This window comes from Burkholderia sp. BCC1644, from assembly GCF_902833225.1.
GTDB lineage: Bacteria > Pseudomonadota > Gammaproteobacteria > Burkholderiales > Burkholderiaceae > Burkholderia.
Genome location: NZ_CADFEI010000020.1, coordinates 86,407 through 107,024, shown reverse-complemented (window position 1 = coordinate 107,024; position 20,618 = coordinate 86,407). Strand labels below are relative to the sequence as shown.

Sequence of the window (20,618 nt, the reverse complement as noted above, 5' to 3'; positions counted from 1 at the left end):
CGTGCGCAGCCGCCGAATGCAAAACGGGCCGCATGTCCGACATGCGGCCCGTTTCGTTTGACGCGGCGCTTACTGCTTGATCGACGCCATGTCGATCACGAACCGGTACTTCACGTCGCTCTTCAGCATCCGCTCGTAAGCGGCGTTGATCTGCTGCATCGGAATCGTCTCGATATCCGACGTGATCCCGTGCTCCGCGCAGAAGTCGAGCATTTCCTGCGTTTCGGCGATCCCGCCGATCAGCGAGCCCGCGAGGCGGCGGCGCTTGAAGATCAGGTTGAACACTTGCGGCGACGGGTGATCGTGCTCCGGCGCGCCGACGAGCGTCATCGTGCCGTCGCGCTTCAGCAGGTGCAGGAACGGGTTCAGGTCGTGTTGCGCGGCGACCGTGTTCAGGATGAAGTCGAAGCTGTTCAGGTGCGCGTGCATCTGCGCTTCGTCCTTCGAGATCACGACTTCGTGCGCGCCGACGCGCTTGCCGTCCTCGATCTTCGACGGCGACGTCGTGAACAGCACGACGTGCGCGCCCATCGCGCGCGCCAGCTTCACGCCCATGTGGCCGAGGCCGCCGAGGCCGACGATGCCGACCTTCTTGCCGGGGCCGACGTTCCACTGCCGCAGCGGCGAGTAGGTCGTGATCCCCGCGCACAGGAGCGGCGCGGCGCCGGCCGGGTCGAGCGTCTCGGGCACGCGCAGCACGAACGCCTCGTCGACGACGAGCTGCGTCGAATAGCCGCCGAACGTGATGTCGCCCGTCACGCGATCCTGGCCGTTGTAGGTGCCGACGAAGCCGTTTTCGCAGTATTGCTCGAGGCCGTCCGCGCAGCTCGGGCAGGTGCGGCACGAATCGACGAGGCAGCCGACGCCGACCAGCTCGCCGACCTTGAAGCGCGAGACCTGCGCGCCGGTCGCGGTCACGCGGCCGACGATTTCATGGCCCGGCACGACCGGGTAGATCGTGTTGCGCCATTCGTTGCGCGCCTGGTGCAGATCCGAGTGGCAGACGCCGCAGTAGAGGACGTCGATCTGGACGTCGAGGTCGCGCAGCGCGCGACGCTGGAATTCGAACGGGGCGAGCGGCGACTGCGAATCGGTCGCCGCGTAGGCATAGGTTGTGCTCATGCGATGGGCTCCTTGTCCGGAACGGATCCGGCGAATCAGACTGCCGTCGCATCATGTGGCGATGCGGCGAGGCAGGACGTCATCGTACGGAGCGCGGCGCCGCGGCGAAATACACGAAGGTCTGGAAGATTTGCCTATTCCTCTTGAACTGCGCGCGAACTGCCGTTAAAACGCGTGCAAGGTGCTACATTGCGAGCCAGATTCTCTTGCCGGACAGGACCACGCCGATGAGCGTCCAGCCCCTTTTTGCCGATGCGGGCGACCGTGTGCAGCGCCGCATGATCGAGTTGCACACGCGCCTCGCGCCGAACGAAGGCGACACGTTCGCGGCGCTCGACGGCGTGCGCCTCTTTCGCGTGAGCCGTCCCGCGCCACGCATGCCCGTGCTGTACGAACCGAGCATCATCGTCGTGTGCCAGGGGCGCAAGCTCGGTTACCTCGGCGGCCGCTCGTTCGTGTACGACGCGCAGCAGTACCTGGTGCTGTCGGTGCCGCTGCCGTTCGAGTGCGAGACGTTCGCGAGCATGGACGAGCCGTTTCTCGCGATCTCGATCCGCGTCGACCTCGCGGTGATCGCCGAACTGGCGATCCTGCTCGACGAGACGCTCGGCGCGGCCGTCAGCGAACCGCTCGGTGTCTATTCGACGCCGCTCGACGCGCCGCTGGCCGACGCGGTCGTGCGGCTGCTCGAAACGCTCGCGTCGCCGCACGACACGCGCGTGCTGGGGCCCGCGATCATGCGCGAGATCGCGTATCGCGTGCTGACGGGCGAGCAGGGCGACGCGATGCGCGCGGCGCTCGTGCAGCAGCATCGCTTCGGCCGCATCGCGAAGGCGCTGCGGCGCATCCATGCGGAGCTGACGGCCGACCTCGATGTCGAGACGCTCGCGCGCGAAGCCGGGATGAGCCTCGCGGTGTTCCACGCGCAGTTCAAGCACGTGACGGCAACGTCGCCGATGCAGTACGTGAAGGCCGCGCGGCTACACCAGGCGCGGCTGATGATGGTGCAGGACGGTGTCGGCGCCGGCACGGCGGCCGCGCGCGTCGGCTACGCGAGCGCATCGCAGTTCAGCCGCGAGTTCAAGCGGCTGTTCGGCCGCAGCCCCGGTGACGAGGTGCGCTGGATGCGTGAAAGCGGTGTCCGCCCGGTCGCGGCCGACGTGGACGCGTAGCGCCCGGCGTCACCCGGCGGCGCGCCGGACGACTTTGCGCCGCTGCGCGCTGATGCCCGCATAGTCGGGCAGCGAGTCGACACGCTTGCCGATCGCCTTTGCATACAGCGGAATCAGGTCGGGCAGCCGGTTCAGCAGATCCTGGCGTCGCGCGGTGCTGTACGGGTGCGTGTAGATGAAGCCCGTCGCCTTGTTCGCGCGTGTCGCGACCGCGAGCTTGTCCCACAGCGTGATGGCCGCGCGCGGATCGAAGCCCGCGCGTGCGGCGATGTCGCCGCCGATCACGTCGGCTTCGGTCTCGTCGGTCGGCTCGTAGTGAAGCGATTGCAGGCGCTCGCCGAGATTCAGCGCCTGCGGCAGCGGATCGCCGACGCCGAACAGCGGCGGCAGCGCGGCCGCACGCAGCGACGTCTGCGACGTCGCGCTGAAGTTGCTGCGCGCGTGTTCGCGCAGCGCGTGCGCGATGCCGTGCGCGAGCAGCACGCCGAGCTCGTCGTCGTTCAGGCGGACGCGGTCGAGCATGCCGCCATACACGAGCACCTTGCCGCCCGGCAGGCAGGTCAGGCGGATGTCGCGCGAGCGGATCGCGTTGACGTCCCACGTCCAGCTCTTCACGCGATCGTTCCACTTCACCGAATACGGCGCGAGCTTCGCGACGATCGCGCGCAGGCGCTTCACGCGCGGCTGGTTCGCCGGCAGCAACCGGTTGCTGTCGGCGGCCGCCTGCACGATCTGCGTGTATTCGTTCGCGGTGAGCTGCTCGAGCAGCGGCGACGGGATCAGCGTGCGGAACGCGATTGCGTTGCCGTAGCGGACCTGCTGTTGCGGCGTCTGCGCATACGCCTTCGCCGGCACGGCTGCGCCGGTCGGCTGGGCGGCTTCGGCGGCGGACGGCGCGACGGGTGCGGTGGAAGCCGAAGGCGCGGGCGCGGTAGCGGGCGTGGCGGCTGGCGCTGAGCCCGCCGCCGTCGCGGCGGTGTCGGACGCGTGCGCGAACGTCGCGGCGAGTGCCGCGGCGCCGATGCCCAGCGAGGCCGCAACGCGCGCGACGCGGCGCAGGCGGCTACTGCGCACGGCTGGCCTCGCCGTTGCGTGCGGTGCCGTTCCACGGCGCGATCTTGAACAGCAGCAGCATGCCGGGAATCGCGAGCGCGGTACACACGATGAAGTAGTCGAACCAGCCGATCTTCGCGACGATGAAGCCGCTCGCGGCCGACGCGAGCGTGCGCGGCACCGACGCGAGGCTCGTGAACAGCGCGAACTGCGTGGCCGTATAGCGCGGGTCGGTCGTGCTGGCGATGTACGCGACGAACGCGGCCATCGTCAGGCCGGTCGTGAAGGTTTCGAAGCCATAGACCAGCGCGAGCGCGACGGTCATCGGGCTCAGATGCGGCGTGACCTCGAAGCCGAAGATCGACAGGAACGACGCGAGCGCGTGGCTTGCCGTGACCGTGAATTCGTAGAGCATCGCGAGCACCGGCGAGCTGGGGCCGACGTGCGCAAGCCACGCGAAGCCGAGCGTCGACACCATCTGCAGCGCGCCGAAGACCCACAGCCCGCGGCCGATGCCGATCTTCACGAGCCAGATGCCGCCGATGATGCCGCCGGCGACGCTCGCGACGAGCGCGGTGGTTTTCGCGACGATGCCGATCTCGGTGCGCGAGAAGCCGATGTCGAGGAAGAACGACGTTGACAGCGTGGTCGCCATCGTGTCGCCGATCTTGAACAGGAAGATGAACGCGATGACGAGCAGCGCACCGGCCCAGCCGTCGCGCTGAATGAATTCGCGGAACGGCAGCACGATGGCGTCGCGCAGGTTGCGCGGCGGCGCGCCGACCACTTCGGGCTCGCGCACCAGCAGCGTCATCAGGATGCCCGGCAGCATGAACGCGCCGGTGAGCGCGAACACGGCGTCCCACGGCATGTGGTCGGACAGGATCAGCGCCAGCGAGCCGGGAATCAGTGCGGCGAGCTTGTACGCATTCACGTGCACCGCGTTGCCGAGGCCCTGCTCGGTGTCGCGCAGCAGTTCGCGGCGATACGCGTCGATCACGATGTCGGAGCTCGCGCCGAAGAACGCGACGAGCGTCGTGAGCGCGGCCACCGTCCAGATCGAGTCGCGCGGCGACACGAAGCCGAGCGCGGCGATCGCGCCCGCGACCAGCACCTGCGTGAGCAGCATCCAGCCGCGCCGGCGGCCCGGCCGCCAGCCGGGCAGGCGCGGGATGTAGCGGTCCATCAGCGGCGCCCACAGGAACTTCCACGTATACGGGAACTGGATCAGCGCGAACAGGCCGATTTCCTTCAGGTTCACGCCTTCGGAGCGCAGCCATGCCTGCACGAGGTAGACGAGCGTGAACAGCGGCAGGCCCGACGTGAATCCCAGGAACACGCAGATCAGCATGTGCGTGTTCAGATAGGCTCGCCAGCCGGGGTGCTCCTCGTGAGCGGTGAGTGCGGGCGCCTCGTGTGGCGTTTTCGACATGGACTGGAACTGGGTAGCGTTGACTGATTGCGGCGGCAGCGCAGGCGGCGGCGCGGGTAGCACAGGAGCGCGGCCGCACGTGCGTGCGGGCCGTCGGCGTCCGTCAACGGCCCCCCGGCTCAGCTGCGCTTGACGCGATAGACAGCAAGACTACCACGCCAGTTCGCTCCCCATCGAATCGGCTGGCCTTCGTGCAGCACGACGCGGTCGAGGATCGTGACGCCGACTTCGGGCGCGAGCGCCTCGAAATCCTCGATCGTCAGTACCCGCACGTTCGGCGTGTTGTGCCACTGGTACGGCAGCGATTTCGACACGGGCATCCGGCCGTGCAGCACCGACAGCCGGTGCGACCAGTAACCGAAGTTCGGGAACGACACGATGCACTCGCGGCCGACGCGCGCCGTTTCGCGCAGGATCGCGGCCGTCTGGTGGATCGTCTGCAAGGTTTGCGACAGGATCGCGATGTCGAAGCTGTGGTCCTCGAACAGCCGCAGGCCGTCCTCGAGATTCTGCTGGATCACGTTGATGCCGTTCTTCGCGCTCGCGAGCACGCCCGCGTCGTTCAGTTCGATGCCGTAACCGGTGACGTCCAGCTCTTCCATCAGCAGCGCGAGCAGCGAGCCGTCGCCGCAGCCCAGGTCGAGCACGGTCGAGCGCGGCTCGACCCAGCGTGCGATCGTGCGGAAGTCCGCGCGCGCGGACAGGGAATTCAGCGCTTGCTGGTTCATGCGCCCACCTCGTTGGCGATTCGTTCGTAATACGCGCGGATCAGGTTGTGATAGCGCGCGTCGTCGAGCAGGAACGCGTCGTGGCCGTGCGGTGCGTCGATTTCCGCGTAGCTGACCGTGCGCTTGTTGTCGAGCAGCGCCTTCACGATCTCGCGCGAGCGTGCGGGCGCGAAACGCCAGTCGGTCGAGAAGCTCGCGATCAGGTACTTCGCCTGCGTGTGCGCGAGCGCGGCCGTCAGGTTGCCGTCGAACGCCTTCGCCGGGTCGAAGTAGTCGAGCGCGCGCGTGATCAGCAGGTACGTGTTCGCATCGAAGTAGTCGGCGAACTTGTCGCCCTGGTAGCGCAGGTACGACTCGACCTCGAATTCGACGTCGAAGCTGAAGTTGTACGCGTCGAGCGCACCGTCGGCGCGGCGCAGCGCGCGGCCGAATTTCTCGGCCATGTCGTCGTCGGACAGGTACGTGATGTGGCCGATCATCCGCGCGACGCGCAGGCCGCGCTTCGGCTTCACGCCGTGCGCATAGTAGTCGCCGCCGTGGAAGTCGGGATCGGACAGGATCGCCGAGCGCGCGACCTCGTTGAACGCGATGTTTTGCGCGGACAGCTTCGGCGTCGACGCGATGTCGATGCAGTGCGCGACGCGCTCCGGATACATCAGGCTCCACGCGAGCGCCTGCATGCCGCCGAGGCTGCCGCCCATCACCGCGGCGAAGCGCTCGATGCCGAACGCGTCGGCGACGCGCGCCTGCGCGTGCACCCAGTCCTCGACCGTGACGACCGGGTAGCGCGCACCGTACGGCTTGCCGGTCGACGGATCGACGCTCATCGGGCCGGTCGAGCCGAAACACGAGCCGAGATTGTTCACGCCGATCACGAAGAAACGGTTGGTGTCGAGCGGCTTGCCGGGGCCGACCATGTTGTCCCACCAGCCGGTGCTGCGCGGATCGTCCGCGTAGACGCCGGCGACGTGGTGCGATGCGTTGAGCGCGTGGCAGACGAGCACCGCGTTCGAGCGCGCGGCGTTGAGTTCGCCGTACGTCTCGACGACGAGCTGATAGTTGCCGATGACGCTGCCGCTTTGCAAGCGCAGCGGTTCGGCGAAGTGCATGGTCTGTGGAGCGACGATGCCGATCGATTCCATTCGTTCCGCCTTATGCCTTATGACTGGGCGGCTAAATGGTGTCGGCGAGGCGCGGAGTCGGAGGTGCGCGGCTGACGACCTCTTTAGCCGCATTTGTAGTGAACCGCCGGGACAAAGACACGATCAACGCCCCGGCCGGTTCGCGCGCCCGCAATCGAGTCAGCAAATCGGCGCGCTTCCGGCCTGCCGCCACGGGGGCGGCAAGTCGGCAAAGTATAGCGGAAATTGCGGGAGGCGGATTCCGGCGCGTGGCGCGGCATGCCGTCAGCGCCGCATCACTGCAGGATCAGCCGCAGATGCGCATCGGCCTGCTCGCCCGGCGGTTTCTGGAATCCGCCTTTCGCGAAGCGGTGCCACCGGCCGATCACATAGCTGACGAGCAGGCTCGCGCGCGCCGCAGGATCGTAGTCGGCCGGCAGGACGAACGGCGTCGCGCCGTCCTGCGGCGCATTCGCCTCCGTACGCGCGACCCGCAGGCACTGCTTGACGGTCGCCTCGATGCGGTCGAGCAGCTGGTTCACGCGCTCGGTGAGCCGCTCGTCCTCGCCGACCAGCGCCTCGCCGGTCAGCACGCGCGTCATCCCCGGGTTCTTCGCGGCGAAATTGAGCATCGTCAGCGCGATCGTGCGTGCCTGCAGCACGCCGTTCGGCTCTTTCGCGACGATCTGGTTGACGAGTCCGAACAGTGCCTGCTCGATGAACTCGATCAGCCCTTCGTACATTTTCGCCTTGCTGGTGAAGTGCCGGTACAGTGCGGCTTCCGATACCTCGAGCCGGGCCGCGAGCGCGGCCGTCGTGATTTTCTCGGGTTTCGGCGTTTCGAGCATCGCCGCGAGCGTCTGCAGGATCATGACGCGGCGCTCGCCCGGCTTCGGGCGCGGGCGGGAGGGTGTGGCCTGGCTTTCCGTTACGGCTTGGTCTTGCGGGTAAGTCGGCTGCATTTTTGTCGCCCCGATCGTGTGCCCAGTCGAAGCGATTTTAGCGAACGAATGCGCTGGTCGACATAGTGGGGACGCCCGGTAACCGGCAGATGGCCCGGCAAGTGGCCGGTGATCCATACCGTGCCGATGCCGAGACGCTTGTAGCGCTTCAGGTGGCCGCGCGTATCTTCGACGAGGATCGCGTCGGACAGGCGTGCATGCGCGGCGCGCAGCGTCCGGCGCAGCATCGTGTGATCGGGCTTCGCACGCCACGTGCGACGGTCGCGCATGTGCTCGATCGCGATCACGCGCTCGAACAGCCGCTCGATGCGCAGCTCGCGCAGCACCGCGCGCGCATAGTTCTCCGGCGCGTTGGTCAGGATCAGCTTGCGGCCCGGCAGCGCGGCGACGATGCGCGCGAGGCCGCGCTCGGCGCGGATCATGGCGGGCAGGTCGGAAAACGTGTGGACCACGCGCAGGAAGTCGTGCGGGTCGATCGGATGGTGGCGCGTGAGGCCGAGCAGCGCGGCGCCGTAGCGCTCGGTGTAGCCGGTGCGCAGGCGGTCGGCTTCGGCTCGCTTGACCTGCAGCGTGTCGATGATGTATTGCGTCATCGCACGGTTGATCTCGGGAAAGATCGCGTGCGATGCGTGGTGCAGCGTGTTGTCGAGATCGAACAGCCACACGGGCGAGCCGGCGCGCGGCCGGCTGCGCGAAATGCGCCGGCGTCGTAGCGGCGCCGGCAGATCGGGACGGGTGGTTTTGCGGCGTGCGCTCAATGCGAGCGGATCATCGTGCCGAACGGCTGCTCGGTCAGGATTTCCAGCAGCACCGAATGCTCGATCCGGCCGTCGACGATGTGCACCGACTTCACGCCGCTCTTCGCGGCGTCGAGCGCCGACGAGATCTTCGGCAGCATGCCGCCGGAGATCGTGCCGTCCTCGAACAGCGCGTCGATCTCGCGCGCGGACAGATCGGTCAGCAGGTTGCCGTCCTTGTCCATCACGCCGGGGATGTTGGTCATCATCAGCAGCTTCTCGGCGTTCAGCACGGTCGCGAGCTTGCCCGCGACGAGGTCTGCGTTGATGTTGTACGAGAGGCCGTCTTCGCCGAAGCCGATCGGCGAGATCACCGGGATGAACGCGTCGTCCTGCAGCGCCTTCACGACCGCCGGGTTGATCGCCTCGACTTCGCCGACCTGGCCGATGTCGATGTACTGGCCCGGGTTGTCGCGGTCCGGCATCAGCAGCTTGCGTGCGTGGATCAGGCCGCCGTCCTTGCCCGTCAGGCCCACCGCGTGGCCGCCGAAGTGGTTGATCAGCGTGACGATGTCCTGCTGCACTTCGCCGCCCAGCACCCACTCGACGACTTCCATCGTCTCTTCGTCGGTGACGCGCATGCCCTGGATGAAGGTGCCGGCCTTGCCGATCTTCTTCAGCGCCTGGTCGATCTGCGGGCCGCCGCCGTGGACGATCACCGGGTTGATGCCGACCAGTTTCAGCAGGATCACGTCGCGCGCGAAGCCCTGCTTGAGCCGTTCTTCCGTCATCGCGTTGCCGCCGTATTTGATGACCACGGTCTTGCCGTGGTAACGGCGGATGTACGGCAGCGCCTCGGCGAGGATTTCTGCTTTCAGCGTGGGGGCGATCTGCGAGAGGTCGATGGGCTCGGACATGGCGGCGGCTCTGGCTGGGAACGGTTGAAACACGGCGAATTGTACAGGAGTGGCGCAGCGCAGCATCGGGTTTTTGGGCGGGCCGGAACACCGGCGGCGCGAGGTGGCGCAGCGCGCGGCGGCCCGCCGGCTATGGCGCGGCGCGATTCCGGCGGCGGTGCGCGCTCGGTAGCGGCGGGGGGATGCGCTCGGGTTGGCGGCGGACGTCGGACGAGCGGCCGGCGTGCAAAATCCGCTCGCCGCGCTATGCTTGTCGCGTGGGGCGACTTCCCGCCCGTTTCCGCGATTGCGCCATGACCGATACCGCCGCCGACGCCCGTTCCGCTCCGCGCCGCGCGCGTTGCCCGCACTGCGGGCGCGGCTTCGACTGCGGCGCGCATACGCAGCCGTTCGACTGCTGGTGCGCGTCGATGCCGGTGCTGCCCGGCGGCGCCCAGCCGGCGGCCGGCGCGCGCTGCCGCTGCCCCGAGTGCCTCGCCGACGAGATCGCGCAGCGGATGGCCCGCGCGACGGGCTGACGGAACCGGCCCTGCGCGCCGATCCGGCCCCGCTGGAGGCGCCGCCCGCTAAACGGGTAAACTGCTCGGATGCAACGAATCACCACCACCGGGCGCGTCAACCTCAGTCACCTGTTCTGGCTTCGCAATCTTGCGATCATCGGCCAGCTCGTGACGATCGGTGTCGTGCAGACCTATTTCGGCGTGCATCTGCCGTTGCCAGCAATGCTGATGGTCATCGCGCTCGAAATCGTTTTCAACGCGCTGACCTGGGTGCGCGTGCTGCGCGCCCGGCCCGAGACCAATTTCGAGCTGCTCGGCCAGCTGTGGGTCGACCTCGGCGCGCTGTCCGCGCTGCTGTTCCTGTCGGGCGGCACGACCAACCCGTTCGTGTCGCTGTACCTGCCGTCGCTCGCGATCGCGGCGGCCGTGCTGCCGTGGCACCTGATGATCTGGCTCGCGGCGTTCGCGGTCGCGTGTTATGCGGCGCTCGGCTTCGATTCGGTGCCGCTCAACATGGACAATCCGGCGAACCTGTTCGACTACTACCGCACCGGCATGTGGGCGAACTTCATGGTGAGCGTCGGGCTGATCGCGTGGTTCGTCGCGCGCATGTCGAATGCGCTGCGCCAGCGCGATTCGGCGCTCGGCGAAGCGCAGCAGCATCTGCTGCGCGACGAGCGGGCCGTTGCGCTCGGCGTGCAGGCCGCCACCGTCGCGCACGAGATGGGCACGCCGCTGTCGACGATCGCGATGCTCGCCGAAGAGCTGCGCGACGCGGCACGCGCCGATCCGGGGCTGGCGCGCTACGAGGCCGACCTGAAGGTGCTCGAGGAACAGATGTCGCTCTGTACGTCGGCGCTCGCGCGCCTGCGCAGCCGTGCGAGCGCGCCGGCGAGCCGCCAGCCGGTGGACGACTGGCTCGACACGTTCGTCGAGCACTGGCGCCTGCGGCATCCGCATGTGCAGTTCGAGCTGCTCGGCGCGCGTCCGGCGGGCGTCGCGCTCGACGATACGGTCGCGGCCGGCCAGATCCTGACGATCCTGCTCGACAACGCCGCGCGTGCGAGCCCGCAGCGCGTGACGCTGGCCGCGAAGGTCGCGCACGGCGGCGCGGCCGACGAGATCGAATTCGAGGTATGCGACGACGGGCCCGGTATTCCGGCCTCGCTGCGCGAATCGCTCGGCGCGATGCCGGTCGACAGCACGCAGGGCGGGCACGGGGTTGGCCTGTATCTCGCGTTCAGTGCGGCCGCGCGGCTCGGCGGCGAGATCGAATTGTCCGATGTCACGCCGCGTGCGGCGGGCGGCAACGGGCGGGCCGGCGGTGCGGCAAATGGCCACGCCGCTGCCGTATCGGGCCCACGCGCGGGCCCACGCACGAGCGAACGTGCAGCCGAACGGACGGCCGGCACGCCGGACAGCCGCCCGGCCGCTGCCACTGCCGCGCGCGGCACGCGGGCCGTGCTGCGCCTGCCGGTCGTGCGCGTCGCGGCGCCGGCCGCCTCAACCAACACGTAGACGGAGAAACCACATGAGCGAGAACAATTTCCTGGTGATCGACGACAACGAGGTGTTCGCGGGCACGCTCGCGCGCGGCCTCGAGCGCCGCGGCTACGCGGTCCAGCAGGCGCATGACAAGGAGGCCGCGCTCCGGCTGGCCGCGGGCGGCAAGTTCCAGTTCATCACCGTCGACCTGCATCTCGGCGAGGATTCGGGCCTGAGCCTGATCGCGCCGCTGTGCGACCTGCAGCCCGACGCGCGGATCCTGGTGCTGACCGGCTACGCGAGCATCGCGACGGCCGTGCAGGCCGTGAAGGAAGGCGCCGACAACTACCTCGCGAAGCCGGCGAACGTCGAGTCGATCCTGGCCGCGCTGCAGACCAACGCGACCGAAGTGCAGGCCGACGAGGCGCTCGAGAACCCGGTCGTGCTGTCGGTCGACCGGCTCGAATGGGAGCACATCCAGCGCGTGCTCGCAGAGAACAACAACAACATCTCGGCGACCGCGCGCGCGCTGAACATGCACCGCCGCACGCTGCAGCGCAAGCTCGCGAAGAAGCCGGTGCGGCAGTAAGCGGCGCACCAGCGAAAACGGGCGACCCCCGATGAAGGGGCCGCCCGTTTCGCATCCGGCGCCGCGCGCGTTACAGCACGTAGCGCGACAGGTCTTCGTCCTGCGACACTTCGCCGAGTGCGCGCTCGACATACTTCGCGTCGATCGTCACGCGCTCGCCGGCATGGTTGCCGGCCGAGAACGACACTTCCTCGAGCAACTTCTCGATCACCGTGTACAGCCGGCGCGCGCCGATGTTCTCGGTCTTCTCGTTGACCGAGAACGCGATCTCCGCGAGGCGGCGGATGCCGTCTTCGGCGAATTCGAGCTGCACGTCTTCGGTCGCGAGCAGCGCCTGGTATTGCTTGACGAGGCTCGCGTCGGTCGCGTCGAGGATCGCTTCGAAGTCTTCCACCGACAGCGAGTCGAGCTCGACGCGGATCGGGAAGCGGCCCTGCAGTTCGGGGATCAGGTCGCTCGGCTTCGCGAGGTGGAACGCGCCGCTCGCGATGAACAGGATGTGATCGGTCTTCACCATCCCGTACTTCGTGTTGATCGTCGTGCCTTCGACGAGCGGCAGCAGGTCGCGCTGCACGCCCTGACGCGACACTTCGCCGCCGCTGCCTTCGTTGTTGCGCGACGTGATCTTGTCGATCTCGTCGAGGAACACGATGCCGTTCTGCTCGACGTTCTGCACGGCCTTCGTCTTCACTTCCTCGTCGTTCAGCATCTTCGCCGCTTCCTCGTCGGTCAGCAGCTTCAGCGCTTCCTTGATCTTCACCTTGCGACGCTGCTTCTTGCCGCTGCCGAGGTTCGAGAACATCGAGCGGATCTGCTCGGTCATCTCTTCCATGCCCGGCGGCGCCATGATGTCCATGCCGGCCGACGGCTGCTCGAGGTCGAGCTCGACTTCCTTGTCGTCGAGCTGGCCTTCGCGCAGGCGCTTGCGGAACGTCTGGCGCGTCGCGTTGTTGTCGTCGTTCGCGTGTTCGGCGTTGCCGCCGAAGCCCACCGCGCGCGGCTGCGGCAGCAGGATGTCGAGGATGCGGTCTTCCGCTTGGTCGGTCGCCTTGCTGCGCACCTTGCGCATCTCGGTTTCGCGCGTCTGCTTGACCGAGATCTCGATCAGGTCGCGCACGATGCTGTCGACGTCGCGGCCGACGTAGCCGACTTCGGTGAACTTGGTCGCTTCGATCTTGATGAACGGCGCATCGGCGAGCTTCGCGAGGCGGCGTGCGATTTCGGTCTTGCCGACGCCCGTCGGCCCGATCATCAGGATGTTCTTCGGCGTGATTTCCGTGCGCAGCGGGTCGGCGACCTGCTGGCGGCGCCAGCGGTTGCGCAGCGCGACCGCGACGGCCTTCTTCGCCTTGTTCTGGCCGATGATGTGCTTGTCGAGTTCCGAGACGATCTCGGCAGGGGTCATGGTGCTCATGGTGCGGTCCTTACTCGATCGTTTCGATGATGCGATTGTGGTTCGTGTAGATGCACATGTCGCCGGCGATCCCGAGCGACTTCTCGACGATCTCGCGCGGCGACAGGTCGGTGTTCTCGACGAGCGCGCGGGCCGCGGCCTGCGCGTAGGCGCCGCCCGAGCCGATCGCGCAGATGCCGCCTTCGGGGTCGAGCACGTCGCCGTTGCCGGTGATCACGAGCGTGGTGGTGGCATCGGCCGTGATCAGCATCGCCTCGAGGCGGCGCAGCATCCGGTCGGTGCGCCAGTCCTTCGCGAGCTCGACGGCCGCACGGGTCAGGTTGCCCTGGTGCTTCTCGAGCTTCGCCTCGAAGCGGTCGAGCAGCGAGAACGCATCGGCGGTGCCGCCCGCGAATCCGACCAGAACCTGGTTGTTGTAGATCCGTCGCACTTTCCGCGCGCCACCCTTCATGACGATGTTGCCGAGGGTTACCTGGCCGTCGCCGCCGAGCGCGACCTTGTCGCCGCGCCGGACCGAAACGATGGTCGTGCCGTGAAATTGCTCCATCTGCGTTCCTTGAGAAAAACGGGGAAGAGTCGGGCGGCGCGAGGCGCCGCCGCGTGAATCCGCAGTGCGCCGGGGAGCGGCCCGGCGCGCGTCCGTTTCATTTTAGGGCGGGCGCCGGGATATCAAGAGGCGGGGAGGCAAATCGGCAAGCCGGGAACCGGTGCCGGAAAAACAAAAAGCGCGCGGCAGGCCGCGCGCTTTCGGGAAGCAGCGTGTCTGAGCGGAACGCCGCTCGATCAGTCGCCGAACAGCTTCTGGCGCAACTCGCGGCGCTCCTGCGCCTCGAGCGACAGCGTGGCGGTCGGACGGGCGAGCAGCCGCGGAATGCCGATCGGCTCGCCGGTTTCCTCGCACCAGCCGTAATCGCCGGAATCGATGCGGGCGAGCGACTGCTGAACCTTCTTGAGGAGCTTGCGTTCGCGATCGCGCGTACGCAGCTCGAGCGCGTGCTCTTCCTCGATCGTCGCGCGATCGGCGGGATCGGGCACGATCACCGTCTCGCGCAGGTTCTCGGTCGTCTGGCCTGCATTCTTGAGGATGTCCGCCTGCAACTGTTCGAGCCGATTTTTGAAGAAGGCGAGCTGATCCTCATTCATGTAATCCTTGTCGCTCATCTTCAGGATTTCGGCTTCGGTCAAGAGTTTCTTCGTCATCTGCTTGCTTCTTCAATGTGCGGCAAATCGAGAGATATTGCCTGCACTTTGGGATTACCCGCAACCGCGCTTGCAATCATTTGCGATTTGCCGCCGCGGGGCCGAAAGCCTCTGGAAAACCGGTTCTCAAATACCAGGATAGGCCTGGCGCGGAGTTGCGCGCGCTGCGAACCGGTGTGCTGCGCGGCACATCGCATCGGCCGCGGCCGGGAGGCGGATTGGCGATCCGGCGCGGTTGCGATGCCCGGAAAACTGGTTCAGCAAGAACCGGGCCTGTTTGTTGCCGTACTCCAGCGGGCACGTATTGTAACTGAATCGCAAGCGGGCGCCGTATCGGGTCGATCCCCGTCGGCTGCGCCAATATCTAGAAAATATAACGCGCAAATCGCGAAAAAGCGATGACGGCGAAACCCTGCCCGAAAAGGGCGCCGCGCGGACGCCTCGGCCGCCGGGAAAGGCGGCCGGGCGACGCCGCGCGCGGCGGGCCCGGCGCGCGTCAGGCGAGGCAGGCGTCGAGGCCGTCGGTGATCAGGTCCTGCGGCAGATCGACGCCGATGAACACCATCTTGTTGGTCTTCTTCTCGACCGGCAGCCACTTCGCGGCGAGGTCGCTGCCCATCATCTGGTGCACGCCCTGGAACACGACCTTGCGGTCGACGCCCTTCATGTACAGCACGCCCTTGTAGCGCAGCATCCGCTCGCCGTAGATCTGCAGGATGCCGCCGAGGAAGTCTTCCAGCTTGTTCGGGTCGAACGGGCGGTCGTTGCGGTACACGAACGACTTGATCTTGTCGTCGTGGTGCGCGTGGTGGTGATGGTGGTGGCCGTGGTCGTGATCGTGCGCGCATTGACCGTGATCGTGGTCGCAACTGGCGTGATCGTGATCATGGTCGTGATCGTGGTGGTGATGCGCGTGATCGTCTTCGGCGAGGAAGTCCGGGTCGATCTCGAGCTTCGCGTTCAGGTTGAAGCCGCGCAGGTCGAAGATTTCCTTGATGTCGGCTTCACCGAAGTTCACGACCTTGATCGCGGCCTTCGGGTTCATGTGCATCAGGCGGTGCTTCAGGCCGGCGACGGTCTGGTCGTCGACCAGATCCGACTTCGTGATGAACAGGCGGTCGGCGAAACCGACCTGGCGCTGCACGACTTCGTGTTCGTCGAGTTGCGCGTTCGCGTGCTTCGCGTCGACGAGCGTGATGACCGCGTCGAGCAGGAAGTCGTCGGCGATTTCGCTGTCGATGAAGAAGGTTTGCGCAACGGGGCCCGGGTTCGCGAGGCCGGTCGTCTCGATCACGATGCGGTCGAAGTCGAGCTTGCCTTCGCGCTTCTTCGCGGCGAGATCGCCGAGCGCGCGGGCCAGATCGCCGCGGATCGTGCAGCAGATGCAGCCGTTGCTCATCTGGATGATCTGCTCGTTCGAATCCTGCACGAGAATTTCGTTGTCGATGTTCTCTTCGCCGAATTCGTTCTCGATCACGGCGATCTTCATGCCGTGCTGTTCGTTCAGGATGCGCTTGAGCAGCGTCGTCTTGCCGCTGCCGAGGAAGCCGGTAAGGATGGTGACGGGAGTGGCCATGTCGGTCGCCTGTGGTTCGTGAATCGGGGTCAAAACCAGGGTGTGCGTCGCGCCCTCGCACTGCGAGCCGGGGCGCACAACCATTTATTGAAACATACCTGTCAAGCCCCCGCCCGTCGTCCGAACGACAGGCGAAAGCGCGAATCCGCCGGGCGCAAGTTCGCGGCTGGCGGACGGTTACGCGCGTAGATCGGGGCGATCAGACGATTTGCAACAGCAGGCCCTTCAGATATTCGCCTTCCGGGAACGCGGCGAGCAGCGGGTGGTCGACGCCCGCGCCGAGCCGCTTCAGGATGCGCGCGTCGACCTTCGCGTCGGCGGCCGCGCCCGCGACGATCTTCTGGAACAGGTCCATGTCGATCGCCCCCGAGCACGAGTACGTGAACAGCAGGCCGCCCGGACGCAGCAGCTTGAAACCGCTCAGGTTGATGTCCTTGTACGCGCGCGCCGCGCGATCGACGCTGTCGCGGGTCGGCGCGAACTTCGGCGGATCGAGCACGATCAGGTCGAAACGCTCGCCTTCGTCGACGAGGCGGCGCAGCGTCTTGAACGCATCGGCGTCGAGCCAGGTCGCGCGTTCGGCGTCGAAGCCGTTGGCCACGACGTTCTGCTGCGCGAGCGCGAGCGCATCGCCCGACGAGTCGATCGACACGACGCGTTTCGCGCCGCCCTTGAGCGCCGCGAGCGAGAAGCCGCCGGTGTAGCAGAAGCAGTTCAGCACGTCGCGGTCGGCCGCGTACTGCGCAACCAGCGCGCGGTTGTCGCGCTGGTCGACGTAGAAGCCCGTCTTGTGGCCGTTCGGCACGTCGACGTGATAACGCACGCCGTTTTCGTTCGAGATCAGCGTCGCGGGCGGCGCATCTCCGGCCAGCACGCCGGTCGTCTGTTCGAGCCCTTCCTTGTCGCGGATCGACACGTCCGAGCGCTCGTACACGTTCGGGCAGCCGGTCGCGCCGGTGAGCGCCGCGACGATCGCGTCCTTCCACGCGTCGACGCCCGCGGCCATGAACTGGCAGACGAGCTGGCCGCGCGGCGCGGCGCCGGCTTCGGCGGTGTCCGCGACGTAGTAGTCGACGATCAGGCCCGGCAGCCCGTCGGCTTCGCCGAACACGAGCCGCACCGCGCCCGTACCGGACACCATCGTCGTGCGGTGCGCGACCGCGCGCTGCACGCGGCGCTTGAAGAAGGCGTGGTCGATCGGCTCGTTCTCGTCGAAGCTCCACACGCGCACGCGGATCTGCGATTCCGGGCTGTACGCACCGCGCGCGAGGAAGCGGCCGTCGTGCGCGCGCACGAGCACGGTCGCGCCGGGCGCGGGCTTGCCGTCGACGCGGTCGATCGCATTCGCGTAGACCCACGGATGGCGGCGCAGCAGCGATTTTTCCTTGGACGGCCTGAGGGTGACGGTTTGCATGATGAGATCGAAATGGGCCGCGCCGGAAGCCGACCGTGATCGGTCGCCGGGCGCGGCGGGTAACTCGGGAGGCGCGTCAGTCGCGCTTCTTCGCGCGCGGATGCGCGCTGTCGTAAATCTTCGCGAGGTGCTGGAAGTCGAGCGACGTATAGACCTGGGTCGCGGACACGCTCGCGTGGCCGAGCAGTTCCTGCACCGCGCGCAGGTCGCCGCTCGACTGCAGCACATGCGTCGCGAACGAGTGGCGCAGCACGTGCGGATGGACGTTGGCGGGGATGCCCGCGGTGAGCGCCGCGCGCTTCACGCGCTCGCGCACGACGCCCGGCGACATCCGGTTGCCGCGCACGGACACGAACAGCGGATGCGGGTCGTGCTTCACGAATTCGCCGCGCACCGCGAGCCATGCGTTCAGCGCGTCGATCGCCTTGCGGCCGACCGGCACCTTGCGCTCCTTGTTGCCCTTGCCGCGCACCGTGACTTCGGCTTCGGCGAGATCGAGCCAGCCGGTCGAACGGTAGCCGTCGGCCTGCGTGTACATCACGTCGAGCCCGATCAGCTCGGCGAGGCGCAGCCCCGACGAATAGAACAGCTCGAGGATCGCGTGATCGCGGATGCCTTCGGTCGTGCCGGCAAGCGGTGCGTCCATCAGCGCGGACGCGTCGTCGACCGACAGTGCCTTCGGCAGGGTTTTCGGGCGCTTCGGCGCGCGCACGGCGGCCACCGGGTTGGCGGGCATCTCGATGCGCTGCGCGAGCCAGCGGTAGAACGCGCGCCACGCGGACAGCCGGTGCGAGATCGACCGCGCGGACAGCCCGCCCGCATGCGCGCGCGCGACCGCGCCGCGCATGTCGGCGGCCGTCAGTGCGTCGAGCGGCCGGCCGGCCGCGATCTTCTTCAGCTCGTCGAGTTCGTGTGTGTACGCGCGCAGCGTATGTTCCGACAGCTGCCTGACGTGTTTCAGGTTCGACAGGTAGGCGGCGATCGGGTCGTCGGTCATCGCGTGCGGCGGATCAGTGCGGCAGCAGGCGCGTGAGCGCGGCGCTCGCGAGCGTTGCGATCTGCGCGAGGAAGTCGGTGGCCATCCCGTCGTGGAAGCGGCGCGGATCGGGCGAGCCGAGCACGAGCAGGCCGAATGCGGGCGCATCGGTGCCGGCGAGCGGCGTGCGCAGCGCGAGCAGCGCGACCGACGTGGCCGAACCGTCGCCGGCCGGTGCGGCTTCGGCGCCTTCCGCCGCATTCGCGGCCGGTGCGGCGACCGCGGGCGCGAGCCATTGCGCGGCTTCGAAGCCCGTGTTCGCGCCGCAGTACGGCGTCGACAGCCCGTTCGTGAAGAGGCGCACTTCCTCGCCGACCTGGCGGGCGAAGTCGGCTTGCGCGTAGGTGTCGGCGACGTCCCACACGCGCAGCGCCGTCTGCGGCACGTCGAACACGTCGGCGATGCCGTCGGCGATCGTGCGCGGCAGCGCGTACGGATCGCGCTCCGCGATCACGCGCGCGGTCCAGCGGCTGAACTTCGCGGACAGGCTGTCGTTCTCGTGGCCGTAGCGCACGAGTTCGGCGAGCCGGCGTTCGAGATGCTTGTTCTTGTCGCGCAGCATCTCCATCTGCCGCTCCTGCAGCGAGATCGCGGCCTTGCCGTGCGGGTTCGCGAGACGGATCGTCGCGAGCAGTTCGGCGTGCTGCGCGAAGAATTCGGGATTGGCGAGCAGGTAGTCGGCGACTTCGCGATCGTTCATGTGGCTGGAGCGTTCAGTTATCAAGGACGTTGCAGGGTCAGGCGTTCAGGTCGATCTCGCCTTCGAACACGGTCGCGGCGGGGCCGGCCATCATCAGCGCGGCGGTTTCGTCGCGTGTGCCGTCCCAGCCGATCGTCAGTGTGCCGCCGTGCGTGTGCACGGTCACGGGCGAATCGAGCAGGCCGCGCCGGATGCCGGCCGCGACCGCCGCGCACGCGCCGGTGCCGCACGCGAGCGTCTCGCCCGCGCCGCGTTCGTACACGCGCAGCTTCACTTCGTTGCGCGACACGATCTGCATGAAGCCGGCGTTCACGCGCTGCGGGAAACGCGCATGGAGTTCGATCAGCGGGCCTTCTTCCAGCACCGGATACGCCTCGACATCGTCGACGACCTGCACCGCGTGCGGATTGCCCATCGACACCGTCGAGATCCAGCGCGTGGCGCCGCCGACGTCGAGCGGCCACAGCGTGTCGCGGCCTTCGTGGCGGCCGTCGAGGCCCGCCGCGTCGAACGGCACCTGCGCCGGCGCGAACACGGGCGCGCCCATGTCGACGACGACTTCGCCGTTGTCCTGCAGCGTCAGCGTGATCAGACCCTTCATGACCTGCACGCGCACGCTGCGCTTGTCGGTCAGGCCGCGGTCGCTGACGAACTTCACGAAGCAGCGCGCGCCGTTGCCGCAGTGTTCGACTTCGCCGCCGTCGCAATTGAAGATCCGGTACTTGAAATCCGCACCGTCGACGGTCGGTTTCTCGACGAGCAGCAACTGGTCGGCGCCGATGCCGAAGTGGCGGTTGGCGAGTGCGCGTACCTGCGCTTCGGTGAGCGGCGGCAACGCGCGCGAATAGCCGTCGAGCACGACGAAGTCGTTGCCCGCGCCGTGCATCTTGGTGAACGAGAGTTTCACTGGGTCCGGAATTCCATGGCGAACAAGGCGGTCGGCACGGTGCGAACGGCCGGCGGCCACGCCGGGCGGCTTCGTTCGTCGTGCAGATCTCAACCGCAAATGATACATGCAGCCGACAGGGGCGTCCCGCGCGGGCGTTCCGGGCTTTTTCGTACTCGTTCAATTGATGATGCCAGCCGCAGATGCGTATTGTTTCGCTATACGCCCTGTAATCCTCCAGCGAGGTGATTCAAGCCATGACCCGCATCTTCAATCCGCCCCATCCGGGCGAAACGCTGCGCGACGACGTGCTGCCGGCGCTTGGCCTGACCGTCACCGAGGCCGCGTCGCAGCTGGGGGTGACGCGTGCCGCCCTGTCGCGGATCCTGCATGGCCATGCAGGCATCTCGCCGGAAATGGCGCTGCGCCTCGAGGCGTGGCTCGGCGAGGAAAATGGGGGGCGGGCCGATCTGTGGCTCGCGCAACAGTCGGCCCACGATCTGTGGCGGGCGCGCGCGAAGGGCGCGCCGAAGGTGGCACGAGCGCAGGCACGCGTATGACGGCACGCCTGCGA

General features: G+C 67.6%; 21 protein-coding genes. 5 read left to right on the top strand and 16 right to left on the bottom strand.

Going from position 1 to position 20,618, the window contains the following annotated elements:
• Window positions 1–69: 69 nt before the first annotated feature.
• Window positions 70–1,122, bottom strand: coding sequence for an NAD(P)-dependent alcohol dehydrogenase (locus tag HWX87_RS31100; protein WP_176050803.1), 1,053 nt, complete (start codon window positions 1,120–1,122; stop codon window positions 70–72).
• Between the two features lie 227 nt (window positions 1,123–1,349).
• Between HWX87_RS31100 and HWX87_RS31095 the strand changes: the two genes are divergently transcribed.
• A complete protein-coding gene (locus tag HWX87_RS31095) occupies window positions 1,350–2,294 on the top strand; it encodes an AraC family transcriptional regulator (protein WP_176050802.1) in 945 nt (314 codons plus the stop codon).
• Between the two features lie 9 nt (window positions 2,295–2,303).
• On the opposite strand, the gene HWX87_RS31090 is transcribed toward HWX87_RS31095, so the two are convergent.
• The 7 genes from HWX87_RS31090 to argB all read right to left on the bottom strand — a co-directional run bounded on the left by HWX87_RS31090 (window position 2,304) and on the right by argB (window position 9,244).
• Window positions 2,304–3,368 carry a M48 family metallopeptidase gene (locus tag HWX87_RS31090; protein WP_176050801.1) on the bottom strand — a complete coding sequence of 355 codons (1,065 nt, stop codon included), beginning with the start codon at window positions 3,366–3,368 and terminating at the stop codon, window positions 2,304–2,306.
• Complete coding sequence (locus HWX87_RS31085) at window positions 3,358–4,779, bottom strand: AmpG family muropeptide MFS transporter (protein WP_176050800.1); 1,422 nt, start codon at window positions 4,777–4,779, stop codon at window positions 3,358–3,360. The genes HWX87_RS31090 and HWX87_RS31085 overlap by 11 nt, the downstream gene beginning before the upstream one ends.
• Before the next feature lie 119 nt (window positions 4,780–4,898).
• Window positions 4,899–5,507 carry a methionine biosynthesis protein MetW gene (metW, locus tag HWX87_RS31080; RefSeq protein ID WP_166962431.1) on the bottom strand — a complete coding sequence of 203 codons (609 nt, stop codon included), beginning with the start codon at window positions 5,505–5,507 and terminating at the stop codon, window positions 4,899–4,901.
• Window positions 5,504–6,649: a homoserine O-acetyltransferase gene (locus HWX87_RS31075; protein ID WP_176050799.1), complete on the bottom strand. Its 1,146-nt coding sequence runs from the start codon at window positions 6,647–6,649 to the stop codon at window positions 5,504–5,506. The genes metW and HWX87_RS31075 overlap by 4 nt, the downstream gene beginning before the upstream one ends.
• A 275-nt stretch (window positions 6,650–6,924) precedes the next feature.
• The gene (gene slmA, locus HWX87_RS31070; protein WP_176050798.1) at window positions 6,925–7,590 is read right to left on the bottom strand and encodes a nucleoid occlusion factor SlmA; all 666 of its coding nucleotides are present in this window, start codon (window positions 7,588–7,590) and stop codon (window positions 6,925–6,927) included.
• Window positions 7,557–8,348, bottom strand: a complete 792-nt coding sequence (locus HWX87_RS31065) for a pyrimidine 5'-nucleotidase (protein ID WP_176050797.1) — start codon at window positions 8,346–8,348, stop codon at window positions 7,557–7,559. Before HWX87_RS31065 ends, slmA begins: the two co-directional genes overlap by 34 nt.
• Window positions 8,345–9,244 (bottom strand): acetylglutamate kinase, encoded by a 900-nt coding sequence (argB, locus tag HWX87_RS31060; protein ID WP_006754950.1) that lies wholly within the window; start codon window positions 9,242–9,244, stop codon window positions 8,345–8,347. The genes HWX87_RS31065 and argB overlap by 4 nt, the downstream gene beginning before the upstream one ends.
• Before the next feature lie 293 nt (window positions 9,245–9,537).
• Here argB and HWX87_RS31055 point away from each other — a divergent pair, with 293 nt between their 5' ends.
• From HWX87_RS31055 to HWX87_RS31045, 3 genes are all read left to right on the top strand, one after another.
• On the top strand, window positions 9,538–9,762 hold the full coding sequence (locus HWX87_RS31055) for a cysteine-rich CWC family protein (RefSeq protein ID WP_176050796.1): 225 nt from the start codon (window positions 9,538–9,540) through the stop codon (window positions 9,760–9,762).
• Between the two features lie 69 nt (window positions 9,763–9,831).
• Window positions 9,832–11,262, top strand: coding sequence for an ATP-binding protein (locus HWX87_RS31050; RefSeq protein WP_176050795.1), 1,431 nt, complete (start codon window positions 9,832–9,834; stop codon window positions 11,260–11,262).
• 13 nt (window positions 11,263–11,275) lie between these two features.
• The gene (locus tag HWX87_RS31045; protein ID WP_021156278.1) at window positions 11,276–11,818 is read left to right on the top strand and encodes a response regulator transcription factor; all 543 of its coding nucleotides are present in this window, start codon (window positions 11,276–11,278) and stop codon (window positions 11,816–11,818) included.
• A gap of 70 nt (window positions 11,819–11,888) precedes the next feature.
• Here HWX87_RS31045 and hslU read toward each other — a convergent pair whose 3' ends face one another.
• From hslU to dapF, 8 genes are all read right to left on the bottom strand, one after another.
• Entirely contained in the window at window positions 11,889–13,232 is a 1,344-nt protein-coding gene (gene hslU / locus HWX87_RS31040) for an ATP-dependent protease ATPase subunit HslU (RefSeq protein WP_176050794.1), read from the bottom strand.
• A gap of 10 nt (window positions 13,233–13,242) precedes the next feature.
• Entirely contained in the window at window positions 13,243–13,779 is a 537-nt protein-coding gene (hslV, locus tag HWX87_RS31035; protein WP_006483683.1) for an ATP-dependent protease subunit HslV, read from the bottom strand.
• A gap of 236 nt (window positions 13,780–14,015) precedes the next feature.
• Window positions 14,016–14,432 carry an RNA polymerase-binding protein DksA gene (gene dksA / locus HWX87_RS31030; RefSeq protein WP_006477498.1) on the bottom strand — a complete coding sequence of 139 codons (417 nt, stop codon included), beginning with the start codon at window positions 14,430–14,432 and terminating at the stop codon, window positions 14,016–14,018.
• A gap of 496 nt (window positions 14,433–14,928) precedes the next feature.
• The gene (locus HWX87_RS31025) at window positions 14,929–16,008 is read right to left on the bottom strand and encodes a GTP-binding protein (RefSeq protein ID WP_176050793.1); all 1,080 of its coding nucleotides are present in this window, start codon (window positions 16,006–16,008) and stop codon (window positions 14,929–14,931) included.
• Between the two features lie 199 nt (window positions 16,009–16,207).
• Window positions 16,208–17,422, bottom strand: a complete 1,215-nt coding sequence (locus tag HWX87_RS31020; protein WP_176050792.1) for a class I SAM-dependent rRNA methyltransferase — start codon at window positions 17,420–17,422, stop codon at window positions 16,208–16,210.
• 76 nt (window positions 17,423–17,498) lie between these two features.
• Entirely contained in the window at window positions 17,499–18,419 is a 921-nt protein-coding gene (gene xerC, locus HWX87_RS31015; protein ID WP_176050791.1) for a tyrosine recombinase XerC, read from the bottom strand.
• A 13-nt stretch (window positions 18,420–18,432) separates the two neighbouring features.
• Entirely contained in the window at window positions 18,433–19,158 is a 726-nt protein-coding gene (locus HWX87_RS31010; RefSeq protein WP_176050790.1) for a DUF484 family protein, read from the bottom strand.
• A gap of 37 nt (window positions 19,159–19,195) precedes the next feature.
• Window positions 19,196–20,065: a diaminopimelate epimerase gene (gene dapF / locus HWX87_RS31005; RefSeq protein WP_176050789.1), complete on the bottom strand. Its 870-nt coding sequence runs from the start codon at window positions 20,063–20,065 to the stop codon at window positions 19,196–19,198.
• A gap of 236 nt (window positions 20,066–20,301) precedes the next feature.
• On the opposite strand from dapF, the gene HWX87_RS31000 reads away from it, so the two are divergent.
• On the top strand, window positions 20,302–20,604 hold the full coding sequence (locus HWX87_RS31000) for a HigA family addiction module antitoxin (RefSeq protein ID WP_166962459.1): 303 nt from the start codon (window positions 20,302–20,304) through the stop codon (window positions 20,602–20,604).
• The last annotated feature ends 14 nt before the right edge of the window (window positions 20,605–20,618 follow it).

What these genes read in the sequence shown, in the direction of transcription:
- HWX87_RS31100 (WP_176050803.1), bottom strand. Translation starts at nt 1,122, where the DNA reads ATGAGCACAACCTATGCCTACGCGGCGACCGATTCGCAGTCGCCGCTC.
- HWX87_RS31095 (WP_176050802.1), top strand. Translation starts at nt 1,350, where the DNA reads ATGAGCGTCCAGCCCCTTTTTGCCGATGCGGGCGACCGTGTGCAGCGC.
- HWX87_RS31085 (WP_176050800.1), bottom strand. Translation starts at nt 4,779, where the DNA reads ATGTCGAAAACGCCACACGAGGCGCCCGCACTCACCGCTCACGAGGAG.
- metW (WP_166962431.1), bottom strand. Translation starts at nt 5,507, where the DNA reads ATGAACCAGCAAGCGCTGAATTCCCTGTCCGCGCGCGCGGACTTCCGC.
- HWX87_RS31075 (WP_176050799.1), bottom strand. Translation starts at nt 6,649, where the DNA reads ATGGAATCGATCGGCATCGTCGCTCCACAGACCATGCACTTCGCCGAA.
- slmA (WP_176050798.1), bottom strand. Translation starts at nt 7,590, where the DNA reads ATGCAGCCGACTTACCCGCAAGACCAAGCCGTAACGGAAAGCCAGGCC.
- argB (WP_006754950.1), bottom strand. Translation starts at nt 9,244, where the DNA reads ATGTCCGAGCCCATCGACCTCTCGCAGATCGCCCCCACGCTGAAAGCA.
- HWX87_RS31055 (WP_176050796.1), top strand. Translation starts at nt 9,538, where the DNA reads ATGACCGATACCGCCGCCGACGCCCGTTCCGCTCCGCGCCGCGCGCGT.
- HWX87_RS31050 (WP_176050795.1), top strand. Translation starts at nt 9,832, where the DNA reads ATGCAACGAATCACCACCACCGGGCGCGTCAACCTCAGTCACCTGTTC.
- HWX87_RS31045 (WP_021156278.1), top strand. Translation starts at nt 11,276, where the DNA reads ATGAGCGAGAACAATTTCCTGGTGATCGACGACAACGAGGTGTTCGCG.
- hslU (WP_176050794.1), bottom strand. Translation starts at nt 13,232, where the DNA reads ATGAGCACCATGACCCCTGCCGAGATCGTCTCGGAACTCGACAAGCAC.
- hslV (WP_006483683.1), bottom strand. Translation starts at nt 13,779, where the DNA reads ATGGAGCAATTTCACGGCACGACCATCGTTTCGGTCCGGCGCGGCGAC.
- dksA (WP_006477498.1), bottom strand. Translation starts at nt 14,432, where the DNA reads ATGACGAAGAAACTCTTGACCGAAGCCGAAATCCTGAAGATGAGCGAC.
- HWX87_RS31025 (WP_176050793.1), bottom strand. Translation starts at nt 16,008, where the DNA reads ATGGCCACTCCCGTCACCATCCTTACCGGCTTCCTCGGCAGCGGCAAG.
- HWX87_RS31020 (WP_176050792.1), bottom strand. Translation starts at nt 17,422, where the DNA reads ATGCAAACCGTCACCCTCAGGCCGTCCAAGGAAAAATCGCTGCTGCGC.
- xerC (WP_176050791.1), bottom strand. Translation starts at nt 18,419, where the DNA reads ATGACCGACGACCCGATCGCCGCCTACCTGTCGAACCTGAAACACGTC.
- HWX87_RS31010 (WP_176050790.1), bottom strand. Translation starts at nt 19,158, where the DNA reads ATGAACGATCGCGAAGTCGCCGACTACCTGCTCGCCAATCCCGAATTC.
- HWX87_RS31000 (WP_166962459.1), top strand. Translation starts at nt 20,302, where the DNA reads ATGACCCGCATCTTCAATCCGCCCCATCCGGGCGAAACGCTGCGCGAC.